This is a genomic window from Okeania sp. SIO2F4 (genome assembly GCF_010672385.1).
Classification (GTDB): Bacteria; Cyanobacteriota; Cyanobacteriia; order Cyanobacteriales; family Microcoleaceae; genus Trichodesmium.
Map to the genome: position 1 here is coordinate 1 of NZ_JAAHGT010000063.1, position 19,725 is coordinate 19,725.

The 19,725-nt window shown below is 35.1% G+C and carries 19 protein-coding genes; 5 read left to right on the forward strand and 14 right to left on the reverse strand.

Annotated elements, in window-relative coordinates:
• The 12 genes from F6K22_RS06525 to F6K22_RS06580 all read right to left on the reverse strand — a co-directional run.
• On the reverse strand, positions 1–352 hold a 352-nt coding region (locus tag F6K22_RS06525), incomplete at its 3' end, for a pentapeptide repeat-containing protein (protein ID WP_293094835.1).
• Positions 353–553: 201 nt separating this feature from the next.
• Positions 554–1,072, reverse strand: a complete 519-nt coding sequence (locus F6K22_RS06530) for a sigma-70 RNA polymerase sigma factor region 4 domain-containing protein (RefSeq protein ID WP_293094838.1) — start codon at positions 1,070–1,072, stop codon at positions 554–556.
• Between the two features lie 36 nt (positions 1,073–1,108).
• Entirely contained in the window at positions 1,109–1,645 is a 537-nt protein-coding gene (locus tag F6K22_RS06535; protein ID WP_293094841.1) for a hypothetical protein, read from the reverse strand.
• Positions 1,646–2,233: 588 nt separating this feature from the next.
• Entirely contained in the window at positions 2,234–2,605 is a 372-nt protein-coding gene (locus tag F6K22_RS06540) for a hypothetical protein (protein ID WP_293094843.1), read from the reverse strand.
• Positions 2,606–3,037: 432 nt separating this feature from the next.
• Positions 3,038–3,217: a hypothetical protein gene (locus F6K22_RS06545; RefSeq protein ID WP_293094846.1), complete on the reverse strand. Its 180-nt coding sequence runs from the start codon at positions 3,215–3,217 to the stop codon at positions 3,038–3,040.
• 114 nt (positions 3,218–3,331) lie between these two features.
• Entirely contained in the window at positions 3,332–3,727 is a 396-nt protein-coding gene (locus F6K22_RS06550) for a hypothetical protein (protein WP_293094849.1), read from the reverse strand.
• Positions 3,728–3,751: 24 nt separating this feature from the next.
• Positions 3,752–4,135, reverse strand: a complete 384-nt coding sequence (locus tag F6K22_RS06555) for a hypothetical protein (RefSeq protein WP_293094851.1) — start codon at positions 4,133–4,135, stop codon at positions 3,752–3,754.
• 114 nt (positions 4,136–4,249) lie between these two features.
• Positions 4,250–4,543, reverse strand: coding sequence for a hypothetical protein (locus F6K22_RS06560; protein ID WP_293094854.1), 294 nt, complete (start codon positions 4,541–4,543; stop codon positions 4,250–4,252).
• Positions 4,544–4,585: 42 nt separating this feature from the next.
• Positions 4,586–6,481, reverse strand: a complete 1,896-nt coding sequence (gene shc, locus F6K22_RS06565; protein ID WP_293094857.1) for a squalene--hopene cyclase — start codon at positions 6,479–6,481, stop codon at positions 4,586–4,588.
• A 912-nt stretch (positions 6,482–7,393) separates the two neighbouring features.
• Entirely contained in the window at positions 7,394–8,077 is a 684-nt protein-coding gene (locus F6K22_RS06570) for a manganese catalase family protein (protein WP_293094860.1), read from the reverse strand.
• 569 nt (positions 8,078–8,646) lie between these two features.
• Positions 8,647–9,723 carry a magnesium-protoporphyrin IX monomethyl ester (oxidative) cyclase gene (gene acsF / locus F6K22_RS06575; protein ID WP_293094862.1) on the reverse strand — a complete coding sequence of 359 codons (1,077 nt, stop codon included), beginning with the start codon at positions 9,721–9,723 and terminating at the stop codon, positions 8,647–8,649.
• 808 nt (positions 9,724–10,531) lie between these two features.
• Entirely contained in the window at positions 10,532–10,879 is a 348-nt protein-coding gene (locus tag F6K22_RS06580) for a zinc ribbon domain-containing protein (protein WP_293094865.1), read from the reverse strand.
• A 1,341-nt stretch (positions 10,880–12,220) separates the two neighbouring features.
• Here F6K22_RS06580 and F6K22_RS06585 point away from each other — a divergent pair.
• Positions 12,221–12,700 (forward strand): NINE protein, encoded by a 480-nt coding sequence (locus F6K22_RS06585; protein WP_293094867.1) that lies wholly within the window; start codon positions 12,221–12,223, stop codon positions 12,698–12,700.
• A gap of 176 nt (positions 12,701–12,876) precedes the next feature.
• Positions 12,877–13,053 (forward strand): 50S ribosomal protein L32, encoded by a 177-nt coding sequence (gene rpmF / locus F6K22_RS06590; RefSeq protein WP_293094870.1) that lies wholly within the window; start codon positions 12,877–12,879, stop codon positions 13,051–13,053.
• 939 nt (positions 13,054–13,992) lie between these two features.
• On the opposite strand, the gene queA is transcribed toward rpmF, so the two are convergent.
• Positions 13,993–15,087, reverse strand: coding sequence for a tRNA preQ1(34) S-adenosylmethionine ribosyltransferase-isomerase QueA (gene queA / locus F6K22_RS06595; protein ID WP_293094873.1), 1,095 nt, complete (start codon positions 15,085–15,087; stop codon positions 13,993–13,995).
• Between the two features lie 356 nt (positions 15,088–15,443).
• Here queA and F6K22_RS06600 point away from each other — a divergent pair, with 356 nt between their 5' ends.
• Complete coding sequence (locus F6K22_RS06600) at positions 15,444–15,833, forward strand: hypothetical protein (RefSeq protein ID WP_293094876.1); 390 nt, start codon at positions 15,444–15,446, stop codon at positions 15,831–15,833.
• Between the two features lie 116 nt (positions 15,834–15,949).
• Here the strand turns inward: F6K22_RS06600 and F6K22_RS06605 are convergent, their stop codons facing one another.
• Positions 15,950–16,498 carry a YraN family protein gene (locus F6K22_RS06605; protein ID WP_293094879.1) on the reverse strand — a complete coding sequence of 183 codons (549 nt, stop codon included), beginning with the start codon at positions 16,496–16,498 and terminating at the stop codon, positions 15,950–15,952.
• Positions 16,499–16,643: 145 nt separating this feature from the next.
• Between F6K22_RS06605 and F6K22_RS06610 the strand changes: the two genes are divergently transcribed.
• Both F6K22_RS06610 and dnaG read left to right on the forward strand, forming a co-directional pair.
• On the forward strand, positions 16,644–17,078 hold the full coding sequence (locus F6K22_RS06610; protein WP_293094881.1) for a pentapeptide repeat-containing protein: 435 nt from the start codon (positions 16,644–16,646) through the stop codon (positions 17,076–17,078).
• Between the two features lie 1,440 nt (positions 17,079–18,518).
• The coding region (dnaG, locus tag F6K22_RS06615; RefSeq protein WP_293094884.1) for a DNA primase at positions 18,519–19,725 on the forward strand (1,207 nt) is incomplete at its 3' end.

Here is a 19,725-nt window from a genome sequence, read left to right on the forward strand (position 1 = left end):
TGTGGAAACAGACAACATGAAGTTCTTGCACAATTAAAAGAACTGCACTGATATAAATAGGAATTGATTGGTTTGTTTGATTAAGAATAAATTTAATCGGAATATAACCAGCGACATATACAGACATAGCTGCGACTATAGATAGGATAACTACCAGAATAAATATTCTAATGACCTGAAATTTTGTTAATCCTGCTAAAGCATAATTGAACTTAGTCTCCGTAAGATTTGCTCCACTAAAATCTGCACCTCTAATATCTGCAAAAGAGAAATCTGCACCTGTCAAATCTTGATTTTTAAACGAACGACCACAAAGATTTCTGCGTGGTTGTTGAAATGAATGATTTAGCATTGGATTAACTCCTATTTATTTCGTCTCAATAATTTCTCTATCCCCAATATTTTTTCAGACTAACTAAATCTTAGCTTTTCTAAATCATCACCACCAGATTCTTCAGAGAGAGAAGAATTATCTTAACTTTGTACAATATTGATTTTAACTAATCGCTTTTAACCTTTAGTATAATTAGTATAGTTGTGCTAATAATTTTCTCTAAAACGAATCCCGTAATTTTTGTAAAGCTCTTCTTCCTTTTTGTCGAACCCTATCGACTAACTTTTTTTCATCATCTAAATCCTTGATAATTAATTCTTCAAAATCAGCAATCTTTTTTGCCACTTCCTTCCATGGATATTCTTCAACTTCTCTCAAGCACAAAATAACTTTTTCTACTTCAGTTAACTTTTCCCAACCTTTGCCTAATAATTTTAGGTTAGGCTCCGTTGCATATATTAAATCTTCTTTTGAGTAAGTTAGATCGCTTTTGTTTTTTAGTTTAGATTCAGTTGATTTTCCAGATTTTGTCTTGTTGTCAAAATTTCTAATGACGTTAAAACAGATTTTCCTGAACCAACCATCAAAATTTTCAACATCTACTTTTTCAAATATAATTTTTTCTAAAGCAATTTTATGAGCTTTGAAAACTACATCATTTATATCATAATAAAAATCTAGTCTATATTGCTTGAGCTTGTAATAAATAAATGCCTGAAAATCTTTATACTCTAGCATCCTATATATCTCACGGTTGACTTCGTTAGTTTTATTTTATACTAATTTTTGAGACTTTGTTTTTTTGGCAAGATATCTAATGACGTTAAAACAGATTTTCCTGAACCAAATATCAAAATTTTCAACTATTTCTCCAGAGCTAATTTTTTCTAAAGCAATTTGACGAGCTTCGACAACTACATCCATTACATCATAATCAGAATGTAATCTAAATTGCTCGATCTTATGGTCAATGAATGCTAAAAAAGATTTACAATCTAGCATCCTGCCTATCTTGCTGTTTAGTTCTTGATTGAAGTTATTAGTTTTATTTTCTACTAAATCTGGAGACTTTGTTTTTTCCTCAAGATTTCTAATTACATTCAAACAGATTCTCTTTAACCAAGCATCAAGCATTTCTCCAGATATAATTTTTTCTAAAGCAATTTCACGAGTTTTGAGAACTACATACATTACATCATAATCAGAATGTAATCTAAATTGTTTGAGCTTTTTGTCAGTAAATGCTAGAAAAGATTTAGACTCTAGCATCCTGCCTATCTTACTGTTTAGTTCTTGATTGAAGTCATTCATTTTCTTTGGTTTTATTTTCTGCTAATTTTGAGACTTTGTTTTTTTGGCAAAAGTTCTAATGACGTTAAAACAGATTTTCCTGAACCAAGCATCAAAATTTTCAACTATTTCTCCAGAGCTAATTTTTTCTAAACCAATTTCACGAGCTTTTCAAACTGCGTTCATTACATCATAATAAGAATTTAATCCAAATTATCTGAGTCTTTGTTCAATAAATGGCATAAAAGTTCTAGATTCCAGCATCTTATATATATTGCGCTCTATCTATTGAAGATGCACATTAGTTTCTAAATCAATGCTATGGGTTGGGGAAGATATTTTCATATTTTTAGGCTCTTCTACTTTGTTTTATATAACAGGAATTTCTCACAAACAATTCTTGAATCAATCAATGAATCAACCATCAAAAATTTCTGCTTTAAATATTTGTTTATAGTCAAAGCAAAAATGTGACAGCTTAATTACAGTTATCCTATAAAAATTTACTTGGTAGACACTCAAGGATATAGCACTTCAAACGACCCCTACTTATATTTGTGTCTGAGAATAGCAAAAGTGTGACAATATTATTTAGCCTTTATAGTCATATCAAATCCGGTTCTGGGTATCTCGACTAATATTTGTGTTTGAAAATCGAAAATTTAGAGAAGACAAACCTCTAGCTATCTGAGGAGATTTTCTGAAAAGAACGACTCGCAACGTCCGAGCGTCTCTACCAATATTTCTCTGTGAAAATTGAAAAGTTTCATCAGACAAACCTTTGGTTATCTGACTAGATTTTCTGAAAAGAACGACTCGCAACGTCCGAGCGTCTCTACCAATATTTCTCTGTGAAAATTGAAAAGTTTCATCAGACAAACCTTTGGTTATCTGAGGAGATTTTCTGAAAAGAACGACTCGCAACGTCCGAGCGCCCCTACTAATATTTCTCTGTGAAAATTGAAAAGTTTCATCAGACAAACCTTTGGTTATCTGACTAGATTTTCCGAAAAGATCGACTCGCCACTTCCGAGCGTCTCTACCAATATTTCTCTGTGAAAATTGAAAAGTTTAATCAGACAAACCTTTGGTTATCTGAGGAGATTTTCTGAAAAGAACGACTCGCAACGTCCGAGCGCCCCTACTAATATTTATCTGTGAAAATTGAAAAGTTTAATCAGACAAACCTTTGGTTATCTGAGGAGATTTTCTGAAAAGAACGACTCGCAACGTCCGAGCGCCCCTACTAATATTTATCTCTAAAAATTTCAAAATTTCATCAGACAAACCTCTAGCTATCTGACTAGATTTTCAGAAAAGAGCGACTCGCCACAAAAGAGCGTCTCCACCAATCTTTCTCTCTAAAAATATCAAAATTTCACCAGACAAACCTCTAGTTATCTGAGGAGATTTTCAGAAAAGAGCGACTCGCAACGTCCGAACGCTTATACTAATATTTCTCTGTGAAAATCTCAAAATTTCATCAAACAAACCTCTAACTATCTGACTAGATTTTTCCCAAAGAGTGACTCGCCACAAAAGAGCGCTTCTAACAATCTTTCTCTGTAAAAATCTCAAAGTTTCATCAGACAAATCTCTAGCTATCTAACTCAATTTTCTCAAAAGAGCGACTCGCAACGTCCGAACGTCTCTACTCATCTTTCTCTGTAAAAATCTCAAAGTTTTATCAGAGAAACCTCTAGCTATCTAACTCAATTTTCTCAAAAGAGCGACTCGCAACGTCCGAACGTCTCTACTCATCTTTCTCTGTAAAAATCTCAAAGTTTTATCAGAGAAACCTCTAGCTATCTGAGGAGATTTTCTCAAAAGAGTGACTAGCAACGTCCGAACGTCTCTACTCATCTTTCTCTGTGAAAATTGAAAAGTTTCATCAGACAAACCTTTGGTTATCTGACTAGATTTTCCGAAAAGAGCGACTCGCCACTTCCGAGCGTCTCTACCAATATTTCTCTGTGAAAATTGAAAAGTTTCATCAGACAAACCTTTGGTTATCTGACTAGATTTTCCGAAAAGAGCGACTCGCCACTTCCGAGCGTCTCTACCAATATTTCTCTGTGAAAATTGAAAAGTTTCATCAGACAAACCTCTAGTTATCTGAGGAGATTTTCAGAAAAGAGCGACTCGCAACGTCCGAGCGCTCCTACTAATATTTATCTCTAAAAATCTCAAAATTTCATCAGACAAACCTCTAGCAATTTGACTAAATTTTTCCCAAAGAGCGACTCGCAACGTCCGAGCGCTCCTACTAATATTTATCTCTAAAAATCTCAAAATTTCATCAGACAAACCTCTAGCAATTTGACTAAATTTTTCCCAAAGAGCGACTCGCAACGTCCGAACGCTTATACTAATATTTCTCTGTGAAAATCTCAAAATTTCATCAAACAAACCTCTAACTATCTGACTAGATTTTTCCCAAAGAGTGACTCGCCACAAAAGAGCGCTTCTAACAATCTTTCTCTGTAAAAATCTCAAAGTTTCATCAGACAAATCTCTAGCTATCTAACTCAATTTTCTCAAAAGAGCGACTCGCAACGTCCGAACGTCTCTACTCATCTTTCTCTGTAAAAATCTCAAAGTTTTATCAGAGAAACCTCTAGCTATCTAACTCAATTTTCTCAAAAGAGCGACTCGCAACGTCCGAACGTCTCTACTCATCTTTCTCTGTAAAAATCTCAAAGTTTTATCAGAGAAACCTCTAGCTATCTGAGGAGATTTTCTCAAAAGAGTGACTAGCAACGTCCGAGCGCCTCTACCAATATTTCTCTGTGAAAATCTCAAAATTTCACCAGACAAACCTCTAGCTATCTGACTAGATTTTTCCAAAAGAGCGACTCGCAACGTCCGAGCGCTTCTATCAATATTTCTCTGTAAAAATCTCAAAGTTTCATCAGACAAATCTCTAGCTATCTGATGAATTTTGAATTTCTAATCTAACTCCTAACTCAATAAATTCTCATACTTTCCCAAAGCCATCAAAGAAAAATATTGCGGATAAAAATTATATTTAATATAAAAATGACAGGGAAACCCAGTACCAGTAAACTCCGACTCCGCCCAACTCCCATCATCCTTCTGAGTAGAAACCAAAAAATCCACCCCCCTATCAATAGCCTCCCTAGCAAAATTACCAGTCACTTCCCCCGCCGCCAATAAACCAATCAACGCCCAAGCAGTCTGAGACGCCGTACTTTTCCCCTGCCCCTTCAACGACGGATCATTATAACTCCAACAACTCTCCCCCCATCCGCCATCCGAATTTTGACAACCAACCAACCAAGTCGCCCCCCTCTCTATATAACCTCCGTGACTTTCCCGCGCCACAACAGCCAAAGCCGAAATAACCCCACTCGTACCATATATATAATTAACTCCCCACCGACCAAACCAACAACCCTCCCCTTCCTGCTCCTTTTCCAAATAATCGATCGCCCGTTTTACCCGCCAACTATCCATAGATAACCCACAACAACCAACCATCTCCAACACCCGCGCCGTCACATCCGCAGTATTCGGATCGATCATCGCCTTTAAATCTCCATAAGGAATACCATTCAACCACTCCTGATTATTATCCACATCAAAAGCTGCCCAACCCCCAGGTTCACATTGCATCGAAGCTACCCACTCCATAGCACGAGCGATCGCCTGACTTTTCAACTCCTCATCAGGCAACTCCACAGCGTCCAAAGCCATCACCACAACTGCTGTATCATCTATATCTGGATAAAAACGATTGATAAATTCAAACGCCCAACCCCCCGGTTTACCCAACTTATTCTTAACCGCCCAGTCACCATAATCCAAAATTTGCTGTTGTAACAACCATTCCCCAGCCTTAACCACTGCCGGATGACTAGCAGCAATACCAGAATCAACCAACGAACGTATTACCCAAGCGGTATCCCAAACCGGAGAAACACAAGGTTGTACCCAATAACCATCCTCAGTTTCTATACCAAATCTATCTATAGCTTCCCACCCCCGCACCACCACAGGGTCTGCCACATCATACCCCAAACACTTCAAGGCCAACATAGAATTTAACATGGCCGGAATAATACCCCCCCAGTCACCCGTCACTTCTTGTCTTTGCAAAATCCATTTTTCTGCTGCTTTTAATCCTTCTTCTCGCAAAGGCATTAAATTAAAATCTTCTACAAATTTAAAAGCTTTATCTAACCCCAAAAATAAATCTGTCAGATCGTATTGACGAGGTAATTCAAAAGTAGCATTGTTAATTCCTTCAGCATAAAGTTCATCCAGATTAATTGTAGGATTAACCGAAAAAATCGGCTTTTTATCAAACACAATTAATAGTGGAACAGTGCTACTTCTTGCCCAACTTGACATTTCATAAATAGTAAATGGAAAATCTTCAGGAAGTAGCATTATGCTAGGAGGAATAGAAGGAATACCCTGCCAGTTGAAACATCCAATTAAAGCCAGATGTAATTTAGTAAAAATTCTACTGCAACTAATACCTCCTTTTTGAATAATAAAATCTTGTGCTTTAACCATGATTCGATCTGTTTTTGCCACACCCAATAATCTCAAAGCCATATAAGCTTCAATAGAAGTGCTTAAGTCTCCTCCATCCCCATAAAATAATTCCCAACCACCATGTTCTTCTTGTTGGGAAATTAGGTAATTTTTTGCTTTATCAAAAGGTCTTTTGTTATCAGTTTGCCAAATTTTATGTAGTAAAACAATTTCCGCGGTTATTGTCACATTTGATTCTAGTTCACTCCACCAATATCCTTCTGTCTCTTGTAAATTTAATAAATACTTTTGACTGGCTGATATAGATAATTTTACTTTGTTGTTTTCTGTCATTTTTTTCTACAATTGAATATATATAATTGCTGCTAAAAATAATAATTAATCAATAGTAATTATATCTGTCTATTGATGATAATACTTACGAACTTTGAACAAGTATAAATTAAAATCTTAGAGTTTTAATAAATTAGGGAACCTTCCCTAAAATTTTCTTGTCACTAGATAACTAGATTCTGTATAGATAGACCAGCTTCCCAGTATGCAAGTAGCAACTCTGGGAAGTTTCCTTCCTAGTATTGCCTATTTAGTTTGTCTGTTAGCTTACCTAACTTTAACTCCAATCTTTTACAAGTTTTTGATATGTTTTTTTATCTCTTGATAGCTATAGTAATTCTATTTTATTTGTGTACAAAAACCTTGCCGCTTTTAGGGAACGCTTAACTGGGAACAGGCGAGAGTTTCGTTTTTTTTATCTACTTTTTGATTACCCCCAACCTATGCGCGGATTACTATATTTTAGTTTCTTACTAACTAATCCCAGGCTTAATTTTATTAGATAGGAATCCCGCGTTGTCTCGCAGAGCAACGTCGGGAGGATGTCAATAGATGCTCTATCTAATTTAAAATTAAATAATCAGATGACTTATAACGATTTTAGTGACCAAGCTTTTCTCCCTATATTATGATAGTAGATTAAATTTACAAAGTGTCAGAGTAGTTAATAAAAAATATGATGGTATTCTTCCCTCAGACCATTTTCCAGTTGTAGCAGAATTTGATTAATTTAGATTTAAGTTTAGATGAAATATCAAACTAATTTGATCTCTAAAATCATCTAAAAAAATATTAATAATTAAGAAATGAAGTTGTAGGAGTGAGTTTAATTAAACTACTTTCCTACAACTTCAAAAAAACTATATGAGCTGACTAAAATCAAATCACGCTTTTCATTTCTTTTCTTAAATTTTATTGATCGGTAAATAAATTAGAAATTTTCCTTTCGCGAGATTCATTGTCATTGTTGCTATTAGTAGATAAATTGTAATAAATATCCACAGTTTCATCCGGTTGAATATTCCCAAAGAAAGGGTCTGTCAACTTACCTAATGACTCAAGAGCCTTCATAAACATTTTAGTGTGCGAAATTTCGCGAGTTAGCAAATGAACCAAAGTTTCTTTTGTCCCTTCATCTGGTGCTAGTTGAATTAAAGACTCATAAGTTTGACGCGCTCCTGCTTCTGCAGCAATATTAGCCCGTAGATCCCGCACTACGTCACCACCTTCATTCAAATATGTCGCAGTCCAAGCACTACCTTGAGAGTTTAAAAAATGAGGACCTTTACCACGAACTGCAAATAAGGTACTATTATATGCTTCTGTCTGAACTCGATCGGCTTTTTTAATATCAGTATGTATTTCTATTAGTTTGCCAATCATTTCTAGATGACTAAATTCTTCTATAGCAATATCTTGAAGCATATCTTTAATACTTGAATTTTCCACATGGAAAGATTGAACCCAGTATTGTAGTGCTGCAGAAAGTTCTCCTGTCGCTCCACCAAATTGTTCTAATAATAATTGAGCATAGCGAGGGTTTGCTTCCTGAACTTTTATATCCTTTTCTATTAATTCTTTCTTGTGAAAAAACATTGGCTTATTTTCTAGAAGAATAATTTAATCATGGTGTAATTGCGAACTGATCGGCATCTTGTTGCCTATTTCAATTCACTATTGGTGATTGTACTCATTTAATATCTGTACTTTCCTCTGTCAAAAGTTAGAAGTAATATCTAGTATAGAAAACCGGTGGACATGATTTACTGCCCCCTAGTCCTCAGCTAAATGGTAAATAATACAGAATATAATAAATATTATCTTCTTACCTACGAAAGAAAGATTTATTGGTTTAGTTCAATATTGTGCAACGCTACCCTCATCATATATTAATATCAAGTGTCATTAATTAGCCATAATATAAAGTTTGATTCTGTTCAAGCGAAAATTTTTTTTCGGTGCGGAATGCGGAGCCAACAAATTTCCCCTTGTTCTCTATTCCTTGTTCCCTTTTTTATTGTGGGTATTCAAAGAGACATAATATAATGTACTTATCAGGATTTAATATAACCTATGATTACTTTTGTTTTTTTGCTTTATTAAGAAAAAAAAATAGCCCTGGATTAGACCAGGCTATCATAATATAAAATTAATTTAAAACTGCTTTAACGAACTGAACTTTGCATAGAAGCAGTTTCAATTGGCTTCATTAAATATAACTTTAAGAATTGCCAACCATTAGATAAATACAGAGGTAACTTCTGTAAAGACTTCACAAAACCTGGCTGATTAGAATTAGCGATCGCCGTCAACTTCTCATTATTCTTCACGCAGACTTCTAATCTTTCATAAAACTGAGGATCTTCCACATCCAAAATTACTGGAAAAACCCTTCCCGAAGTTTCATTAGTCTTCTCAATCACATACTTATCATAATCACGAGCATTCAAACCAATAGAAGCATAAAAATCAGCCCGTTGAATATCATTCAAATACATAGTAGCAAAAACAGAAAGCAAGAAAAATCGACTCCATAATTTTGCCTGCCAATCATTCAGAAATTCCGGTTTAGCCCTCATAATAGCATCAAAGAAATCTCCATGACGATTTTCATCCTGACACCAATTTTCAAAGAAACGGAAAATAGGATAAATTCTATCTTCTGGGTGAGCTTCTAAATGACGATAAATAGTAATATAACGCCAATAACCAATTTTTTCCGATAAATAAGTAGCGTAAAAAATAAACTTTGGTTTAAAGAAAGTATACTTACGACTTTTAGTCAGAAAACCCAAATCCAAAGACAAATTAAAATCCGACATTGCCTTGTTCAAAAAACCAGCATGACGAGCTTCATCTCGTGACATTAAATTGAAACACTCAGCCAAAACAGGGCTTTTATCTTTGAGGCGACGACCTAATTCTTTATATAGTAAAAAACCAGAAAATTCAGCAGTACAAGAACGCTCTAGAAACTCAACAAATAAACGGCGAGTTTCCCCATCAATATGCTCCCAAGATTGGGCAAATTCCTCATCCCTGACAAAATGATGGCGATTATAATCTGCACGAAATTCTTCTAAAATGGCGAGCAATTCATCTTCATTCACAGAGATGTCCATTTTAGCCATCTCATCAAAATCTGTTGTATAGAATCGAGGTGTAAGGATAGTTTCTTTAGAGGGGACTTTTACCCCTGGACGCATTTCTTCAAAAGCTGGTTTTTTCAGAGAATCTACCATAAGTTTTGTTGTTTTCTTAATTATGAATCTATGTCTATTGACGTTTTCTCCGGCCTAAAGGCACAGAGTCTTAGAATCACTTCCAAGGTTTCCTCTTTCCTTGACAAACCTTAAAATTAACTATCTCTTGGGAGCAATACTTAAACCTTTTCACCGTTACCAATGAAAAAGCCTAATTTAGTTAATCCCAGTTTGCTCTATCTCCAGAGGCATACTAGGATACTAACTCTAGCGTTCTCGTGCGCCCCACGATACGATAATGTATTGTCAAACTTTGATTTTTCTAGTTGTGCGACTTGTTTTAGTTAGCTAGCTGATATTAATAAGCCCCATTTCTCATAGAGAGCAATGGTTTAAATGGCAATATATTTTCCACGCCATATAGTTTATCAAGGTCTAGGGGTTTGAAGTATCTAATTTGTGTTAAGAATTGCAAAGCTATGTGTAGTTTCTCAATATAGATTGAGATGAGAGTTTGGGACTTTCCTAAATTACTTAATTACAAATATTGACCCTGAGATTAACGCTGCTAAAAACATCATAAATGAAGGATTACGGATTTTACCAGTGCGTAATTTGCCACGGAACGCAAATGTTAAGACGCACTCAAGAGGACGGGACAGCATCTCGGTACTGCTTCTGGAGAGTCAAAGCAGTGCTTTTACAAGGCATTTTTCCCTGAAGAAATAACCCACTCGCATTGAGGCAGTGGAGTTGTCAAATTGGCGTTGGTGAATGTGTAATGCTGTTAATAGGGATTGGCACAGTCAATTATTTTAAGTAGTACAGTAGTAAGGAAATAGAATACTTAAGCATTTTTAGAGATGAGAGAGTAACATAAAGTTTTTCGTTTGCTACAATTATGTTTTCTATCAGAAAGTTTTTTCTTCTGTACATGACCACATAATGGGCATTCTTGAGATGTATAATCCTTATTAACTTTGGCATAATACTTACCTCGTTTCCAGCAAACATAAGGTAAGATTTCATTGATAAATTGACCAATTCCAGAATCTAGAGATTTTTTTATAACAATACTTTTAGACCAGGAGTTAAAGTTAATATCCTCGACAAAAATATTATCTGCTAAATTACAAAGCTGATAAGCTATTTTGAAATGCCAATCACGTCTAGTATTAGATATTTTATCATCCAATCTAGCTATTCTCCATACGGAGTTTTGACCAATTACTTGACCCTTTATTTTTATTCTTTAGTCTTCTTTGCAGCAATTTCAGCTTCCGTAGTTTCCCTAACAAAAACTTAGGAGCTGTAATTAATTTTCCTGTAGAAGTAGTGACGTTTCGCGAAACGTCACTACTAAAAAACTTTCTATACCTGCATCTATAAACCTAAAGACTTTTCATCCACTGGATTATCTGGCACTGACTCTGATGAAGTAAAACTAACCATTAGATAATAACCCAAGCGCCTTTTTTACTATCCTAACTTGTTTAGCCACGATTCCTTTAGGATATGGTCTACTTTATCTGATTTTAATCCACCCCAGTTGAGGCAACTTAACTCTACCACAACCTAAACAATTTTTCAGCATGGCAGGAAAAACAAAGCTTCTCATCCTTTTCTTGAATCTGGGAAAACCTTAAGCCAGAGATTTCATTTCAGAAAATACTCTGTGTAATTGTTTTAAAGTTTGCTGCAAAACCTGAGCATTAACTGACTTCAGTTTAGAATTAGTTTTCGCGCGCTATTGTTAAGTTTTGAGCTTGATAATTGTAATTAGGATAAGGGGAATCAGCAGGGATAATATATTCAGTTAGAAGGAAGCAACTATTGATTGGTGATTTTCTTAAACTTAACCAGTATTTAAGATATCTTAAAGCGTAGTTGTACACACTTTGACAAACATCAATAAGAATCTGATTAATTTCCATCTTTTGCTGTTTGCTTAGTCTAAGTTTGTACTAGTAAATTAAAGTAATCAATTGACAATCTTATCTATTTATAAAAAGACTAACATTGTAATGCAAATTTAGTCAACTTTCAATGGTTATAAAAAATAATTTTATGGTCAGATTAACTGATAATGAAAAATAACGTTAAACAATTAACAACTAACAATTATTCATTATTCAGCCAAAGTTTGCCTAAATGTCCTCAAACTAAATCAAAGGATTCTCTACTGCTCAATTAATTTGCTGGTTGAAATTCATGAAGGGCTAGAGGCTAGGGTTTCCCGCGCAGTTTATACGCCGGGTCTCACCGTTAAATAGCCCGATTATAACGGGAGTCGTCTTTCAACACTTTATGATAGTAAGTTGTTTTTGCCTCACTTGACGATAGTTAGTCATTTTTTTCTTTGAACTTGACTAAATTCCTGCTTAAACTTTAATAATATACCTTCCCTTGAAGTGAATGTTTAAGTTTTCAACACCGTTTGAACTAAGATAGTAGTAAATATTAATTGTCCACTATTTTAAGATAACCAGCTTGGCAGAGCTGTATTAAGATTAATCATGTTTTGGACTACATCTCAATGAATAATATAGGATATAGTTACCTATTCTGGGCAGCTTGCTTACTAGGCTTAAGTGGATGCCATCGTATCTACAATGGCAAAATTTTTACAGGTCTAGTTTGGCTCTTTACATATGGCTTATTTGGAGTAGGCCAATTTATCGACTTGTTGTTAATTCCCAGTATGGTAGAAGAACATAATACCAAAGTCAGAGCTAAATTAGGTATTTCATCTCAAGGAGTACCACTATATCACTCAAATGGGGCGATCGCTATGAAAGCTTCTGTTCCACAAACCCGTCAACAATTAATGCTTGCCTTACTCAAAGCAGCTTCAGTTAAAGGAGGAAAATTATCTGTTACTCAAGGAGTCATGGCAACAGGAGCTAGCTTTGCAGAAGTAGAAGAGACTATGAAAGAAATGCTCAAAACTGGCTACGTCAGTGTAGATAACCATCCAGAGACAGGGATAGTTATTTACGATTTCCATGAACTTTGACTACTCCCAAGACTAAATTCACAGTAATTATAAGGATATTCTACAAAAGCTTTTTGGTAATTTGGCAAATAAATAATCAATAAAATATATTAATTGATATTAGTTTGAGTCTTCCATAGTTACTAAAATTAAGGTAAGATAGTAAGCTGTGTCTATTAAAGAATATAATAACTTTTATGGCCGTACCAAAGAAGAGAACCTCAAAATCCAAGAAAAATATGCGGAAGGCTAACTGGAAACGCCAGGCAAGGCTAGCAGCCAAGAAGGCACTATCCCTAGGTAAATCTGTGTTAACTCAACGTTCCCACAGTTTTGTATATCCAAGTAACGAGGAGGAAGAAGAAGAAGATTAATCAACTGGGGCTTTAATACGCAAATGGTTTACCGAAAAATTTGGTTTAAAGCCTTGGCCTTTTAGGGCAACTTTATCTTATACTTATACATACTACTTATATGCGTGGCAAAGGTATTCAACTGCTCTAAAAACCTAGATACTAATCGTAGCGCATTAGCACCTTAAAAAGTAGAGTTATGGAGCGCGCGCACACCGAATTCTTGTGCATGGAAAAGCTCTAAGCACCAAGTATCAGAGAACGAAAGTTTTTGAGGTTTGAACTGTAACGTAGGGCTTTCAATATTGGTATAATGTTAATAGTTGACATACCCCCAGGCGTAAACGCCCGGGGCAGTATCTTAGGTTGAATGAGTCCACTTAAATCAGATACCTTACGATACCTAAGCCAGAGATGGTTCTCGGACAAAGCGTTTGCTCTATTGCCTCTTGCCTCCTGGGTCTGAGCTGCGCTTTTCATGTCGCGAAGCGAAACAGAGGAGCTAACGTTAACAATAGCCTGTATATCTATTATTGCGATACTATTTTGCTGACAAATTTTAACAATTCACAGCAAGATAACCTGCTGAAGGGGTATCTCCAAAAGTCTACAAGAAAAGCTGTAGACGCTTTTTGAACACTTACATCCTCATTGGTTATCGTAAAGAGAAGTTTTAATTACTTGACCATGCTAGGGGTAACTTATCAGGATAGCAGTTACATAGTTTCTTGGCACAACCACTACAAATTATTCTGTCTGTATATACTATAGCACAATCTATGCAACTAATCGGTATAACTAAATAAATGTATATGAATTTATGTTAACAAATATTAGTAAATCAACAATGGTTAATACACCCTTTAGATATTAATCCTAAAAAAATGCCTAACATCCACAAATAATATCCCAAACAAAAAAATATATATAAATATATATAGTTAACTCTAGCAGTCTTCTTTAATTAATCCTAGCAGATGGCAGAATCAACATCGCATCACCAAAAGAATAAAAGCGGTATTTTTGAATAATTGCTTCCTCGTATAAACTTAAAAGACGTTTTCTGCCAATCATAGCACTAACAAGCATTAACAAACTAGAACGTGGCAGATGAAAATTAGTAATTAAACCTTCTACTACCTGCCACTTATAACCAGGATAAATAAAAATATTAGTATCGCCAGAAAATGGTTCAATGGATGAGTGGGGATTACTATTATTGGCTAGTGCTGCTCCTTCAATAGCTCTAACTACTGTCGTTCCCACTGCAATAATTCGTCCACCTTTGGCCTTTGTTTGGTTGATTTTATCTACAGTCAAAGATGAGACCTCAACCCATTCGGAGTGTATATTATGGGTAGTAATATCTTTAACCTCAACTGGACGAAATGTGCCAATACCAACGTGCAAAGTTATAAAAGCTTTTCCAATATTCCGTTGTTCTAGTTTTTCAAGTAATTCATCAGTAAAATGTAAACCAGCAGTAGGAGCAGCGATCGCTCCTGCTACCTTGTTATACACAGTTTGATATTGTTCAGTGATAGCCTGTGAATCTGTAACATAAGGAGGAAAAGGCACATGACCAAATTGGTCTAACAAGTCGATGAAAGAAACTCCTTGAGGCAAATGAAATTTTAAAACACGTCCACCAGTTTCTCGATCGGTTGCTAATACTGTGGCTTGCAACTTATAATCACAACCAAAGGATGAATTAGGTTCAAATTCGATTGTTGCCCCATTGATAAAACGTTTACCAGGCTTTACCAAAGCTAACCAAGTATCACTTGTCATGGGTTTCAATAACAAGATTTCTACCTGAGCACCACTCGTTTTGCGGCCATAAAGTCGAGCAGGAATTACACGAGTATTATTCAAAACCAGTAAATCTCCTGGTTGGAGTAAATCTAGTAAATCTCTGAAAATACAATGACGATGTTTCAGTGACTCTACAACCATTAAGCGAGAGCTATCTCTAGGTACAACTGGATTTTGAGCAATTAGCTCTTCAGGAAGTTGATATTCATAAGCCTCTAGGGACCAATCTAGATCGGTCATATTACTTAATAGAATATATAACGGGTAATTGGGTAAAATCCCCCATATAAATTAGGGTACTTATCCCCTAGTTATTTGCAATACATAAGAGTGAATATATAAGCATAGACATAGTTGGATAATACCAGGCATATATACCTGGAGTAAATTAAAGACAATAGATTCTATGGCTGTTTTACACTCCTAAACATTGTAGAACATATACCTAATTTGTTTATAGGGAAGCGGCAATATCCGCCCCGCTTCCTATGACTGTTTCCCAGCACCTTTAATATTTGCTCTGTAGTAGAAAATAAATTTTAGAGGTTAAACCGGGGGAAAATCGACAGTTGTAAGCGGTAAGAGTTTGAATTGATATGGAATACCTTTACTTTTTAGCAAATACTAGCCTGTGTCTCAGAGTAGTTGAATACTTAAATACTGCCCATCAACTACCGCTTCAGTTTATGACAGTAATTCATCAAATTGATGGTTGGGTTGTAAAAATCAAAATGAGTCATTACTTGACTCCTCAACAACATGGAGATTTTAGGGCTTTTATGAATGAATTGGGAATACCTTACGATCCTGATATTCGTGTCAGAATGGCACTATGGGGTTTGGAAACTGGACAATCACCCTTAAGTGTGATGAGACGTTATCAGGTAGCAGTGGTTTCCCATGGACAGCCCAATCAAGATGAAATAGAAGCATTTCGTACCCAATTTGTCAAGGGTTTGGGATATTGTCCAGAAACTTTGGGTTAATCTTGAATCAGGCTCTAATTTGTTTGTACCTATACATCTATGAATACTATAATTAATATTAGTATGGGTACAATAACAGTAATATATACTTAATTGATTCTTCACAATTTAAGTATTTAGTCTAAATGAACAATAAAAGCAGAAGAAATATAATTTTGTAAAGTTAGTTGATAACCTGCTAACTCAACAGAATTTCCCATCTCAACAGTTAATTCAGATAGTTGCTCTTCTGGTGATGGGGTTATTAGGAACAGAGAATTTTTCTGAGTATAATTACACCTTACTAAGGCTACATCAAATCTACAAGAATAATCTGCTAATTCTGGGCGATCGCTCAAAAACATTTCTGCAGTTTGCCATAGTTTGGCTTGCTTTGATTCTGTAACTGCTAGTAGACCATCTTCATCCCAGTTACCTCGACTACGGGTTTTTACTTCCACAAATGCTAAAAGAGGAAGATTTGAAAAATTTTGACCAGAGCTATCCCTGAAGGGAGAAGTTTTCATGGCGATAATATCTAATTCTCCCCAGCGACATTGCCATCTTCGATGGAGTATTTGCCAACCTTGTTGATTTAACCATTTTGCCACTAACTCTTCTCCCAAAATACCTTTGTCAATTTTTTGGGAAATATAAGTAGATTGACTAGATGAAGAAAGGCTCATTTTGGTTTATTCTAAATTATGAACTGCTTAGAGTAAATTAGCCAGAAGTAGTATGAATTTCAGACAACAGAAAACTTTCCAAATTTTAGTCAGTTTCGTCTTTTCATTAATAGTATATATCATTGGTATTGGGACAATAACTACTATGACCTTTACCAACGCAATACCAACTCTAGCTGATGAGTATGACAAACAAATCTTGGTAGGTGTTGATTTTTCTGGTCGAGACTTAACTAATGATTCATTTACTAAATCAATTCTGCGTAAAAGTGACTTTAGGAATGCAAATTTGAGTGGAGTTAGTTTGTTTGGCGCTCATTTAGAAGGAGCTAATTTAGAGGGAGCAAATCTTAGTTATTCTACTTTGGATAATGCTATTTTTAACAAAGCAAATTTGACTAATGCTATTTTGGAAGGTGCTTTTGCTTTCCATACTCAATTTCGTGGTGCAATTATTGATGGGGCAGATTTTACTGATGCTTTTTTGCGAGAAGATACTCAAAAAGAGCTATGCAAAGTTGCTCAAGGTAGAAATCCTATTACAGGTAATGAAACAAAAGATACGCTATTTTGTGATTAATTAGGGTTTGCTGAAAAAGTATTATGGGTGAGGGTAGGAGTTAGGAGTCAGCAGGAATGGGTAATTACAGAGTATGGAGTCGGAACAATTGTCCCTTAGTTTTTCCGCCCTTGTCTACTCAAAATCTTCACATTTTCGGCTTCAGGGAGCAAAAAGCTTGCACTTTTAGACCACACGCAAAGGCTAAAGTCTTTATATATAAAGGCTTTGAGATTTAATCAGTAAGCCCTAATTATAATTGAGTTATGAGTTGGCCTCTTGTGGAGGAACTGCGTTAACAATACTGAGCGCTGAAACATCCGGCTTAAAATACTGAAGTTTATTCTTTTGATATCGTTAAAAGGGGAGGCTTGAGACCTGATTTTTTGTCATAATTTTAGTCATAATTTTAGTCTGAATAATCAGACAATATCTGTTTATTCAAAAATTTACCAAAAAATTGGGTTTAAAGCCTCGCCCATAAGTGGGCGAGGCTTTTTCGTTACTTTAGCGAAAATAAAAAGCTGAGAGCTGACTGCCAATAGCTGGATGCTTACCTCAAATATCTATGAAAAAACTATAGTTGTACGGTTCATAAATATTTAAGAGTATTACCTAATCACCAACCCCTATGGCTGATTTCTAAGTGCTTTTAGATAGATTTATATATTCAATAATTAATAATTTTCATGTCGTCAACAGCCGTTTGCGTAGCATGACCTAGGAAAACAATTAATAATTAATAATTACCTCTTCTGTAATAGAAATATTGCTTAAAAGGAAATTTTTTTCTCCTTGAAATGAGAGGTTTGAAACCTGAATTTTTCGGTAAAACAATTTGTCTGTGATGGTTAAGTATTGTCATCATAATTTGAGTTTTAAATTTTTGCTATAGCTAGGTGATAGAAATCATATATAGCAATCATATTTCAGTTGTAATATTTTAGTGGTAATTAGGAGTCAACCCACCCCTAACCCCTCCCAGGAGGGGAAGTCAGGAGTCAGGAGTCAAAATATAAAAGGATTTTGATCGATATTAATTGTTCTTAAATATCTGATAAATTATTCTTGATTGCTATATAAATAAAACATAAAGTATATTATTTGACCACAAATATTCAACGGATTGCTATGAATATTTTCGATACTCGTCTTAGCTGACTTCAAAATTTAGGTTAAATTATTTATAAGTATTCAGCTAGCTGGCATTTCCTGCGGAATGGGCTCGCATTCATCTTTTGAACGTAATAATTTACTAAGGTCAACTGATGACCAATTTCATTTCTTTTGGAATGCTACGCAAACATAACTTTTAATTTTCCTTGGAAACTAATTTATTCTTCAGTGGATAATTAATTAATAACTCATAGTTCATAGCTGATAACGCAGTTGCTTTGTAATAGCTGACGGCTATTAGTTCTGCATTCTCCAAGAAATGCTTACAATTATTTGATAAATTCTATGAATAATTTCCGTTTTCATCAAGATACTATTGCAGAAGTTAAGCAAAGAGCTGATATTTATGATGTTATTTCAGAACATATTGTCTTAAAGAAACGGGGGAAAGATTATGTAGGATTATGTCCTTTCCATGAAGAAAAAACTCCTAGCTTTACTGTTAGTACCACTAAACAAATGTACTATTGTTTTGGTTGTGGTGCAGGTGGTAATTCTTTGAAGTTTTTAATGGAAATTGGGAAGTCTTCTTTTAGTGATGTGGTATTAGATTTAGCTAGGCGTCATCAAATACAAATTAAAACAGAATTACCTGAACATAGACAAGAGTTTCAACGGCAAATTTCTCTACGGGAAAAACTTTATGAAATCTTGGCAATGGCAAATAGTTTTTATCAACACGCTTTAAGACAACCCCAGGGAAAAATTGCTTTAGAGTATTTACAAATTTCACGTCAAATTTCATCAGAAACTATTCAAAAATTTCAATTGGGTTATGCTCCTAATGGTTGGGAAACTATTTATGGTTATCTGGTAGAACAAAAAGGTTTTCCTGTGGAATTAGTAGAAAAAGCTGGATTAATTTTGCCGAGAAAATCTGGTACTGGTTATTACGATAGATTTCGCGATCGCTTGATGATTCCTATTAATGATGTTCAAGGTAGAGTTATTGGTTTTGGTGGGAGAACTTTGACTGATGAACAACCTAAATATTTGAATTCTCCTGAGACGGAATTATTTGATAAGGGAAAAATTTTATTTGCTTTGGATAAGGCAAAAACTGCTATTGCTAAACAAGATAAAGCTGTGGTTGTAGAGGGATATTTTGACGCAATAGCTCTTCATGCTTCGGGAATTAATAATGTTGTTGCTTCTCTTGGTACGGCGTTAAGTTCAATTCAAATTAGACAACTTTTACGTTATACGGAATCTAAACAAATTATCTTAAATTTTGATGCTGACCGAGCAGGTATTCAAGCTACTGACCGAGCAATTGGAGAAATAGAAAAACTTGCTTATAGTGGGGAAGTTCAACTGAGGGTTCTGAATATTCCTGATGGGAAAGATGCTGATGAATATTTGAGAATTTATTCTGCTCAAAAGTATCAGGAATTATTGGTTAATTCTACTCTATGGATTGATTGGCAGATTCAAAATATAGTAGGAAGTAAAAATCTGAGTCTGGCAGATGAGTATGCTCAAGCAAATCAAG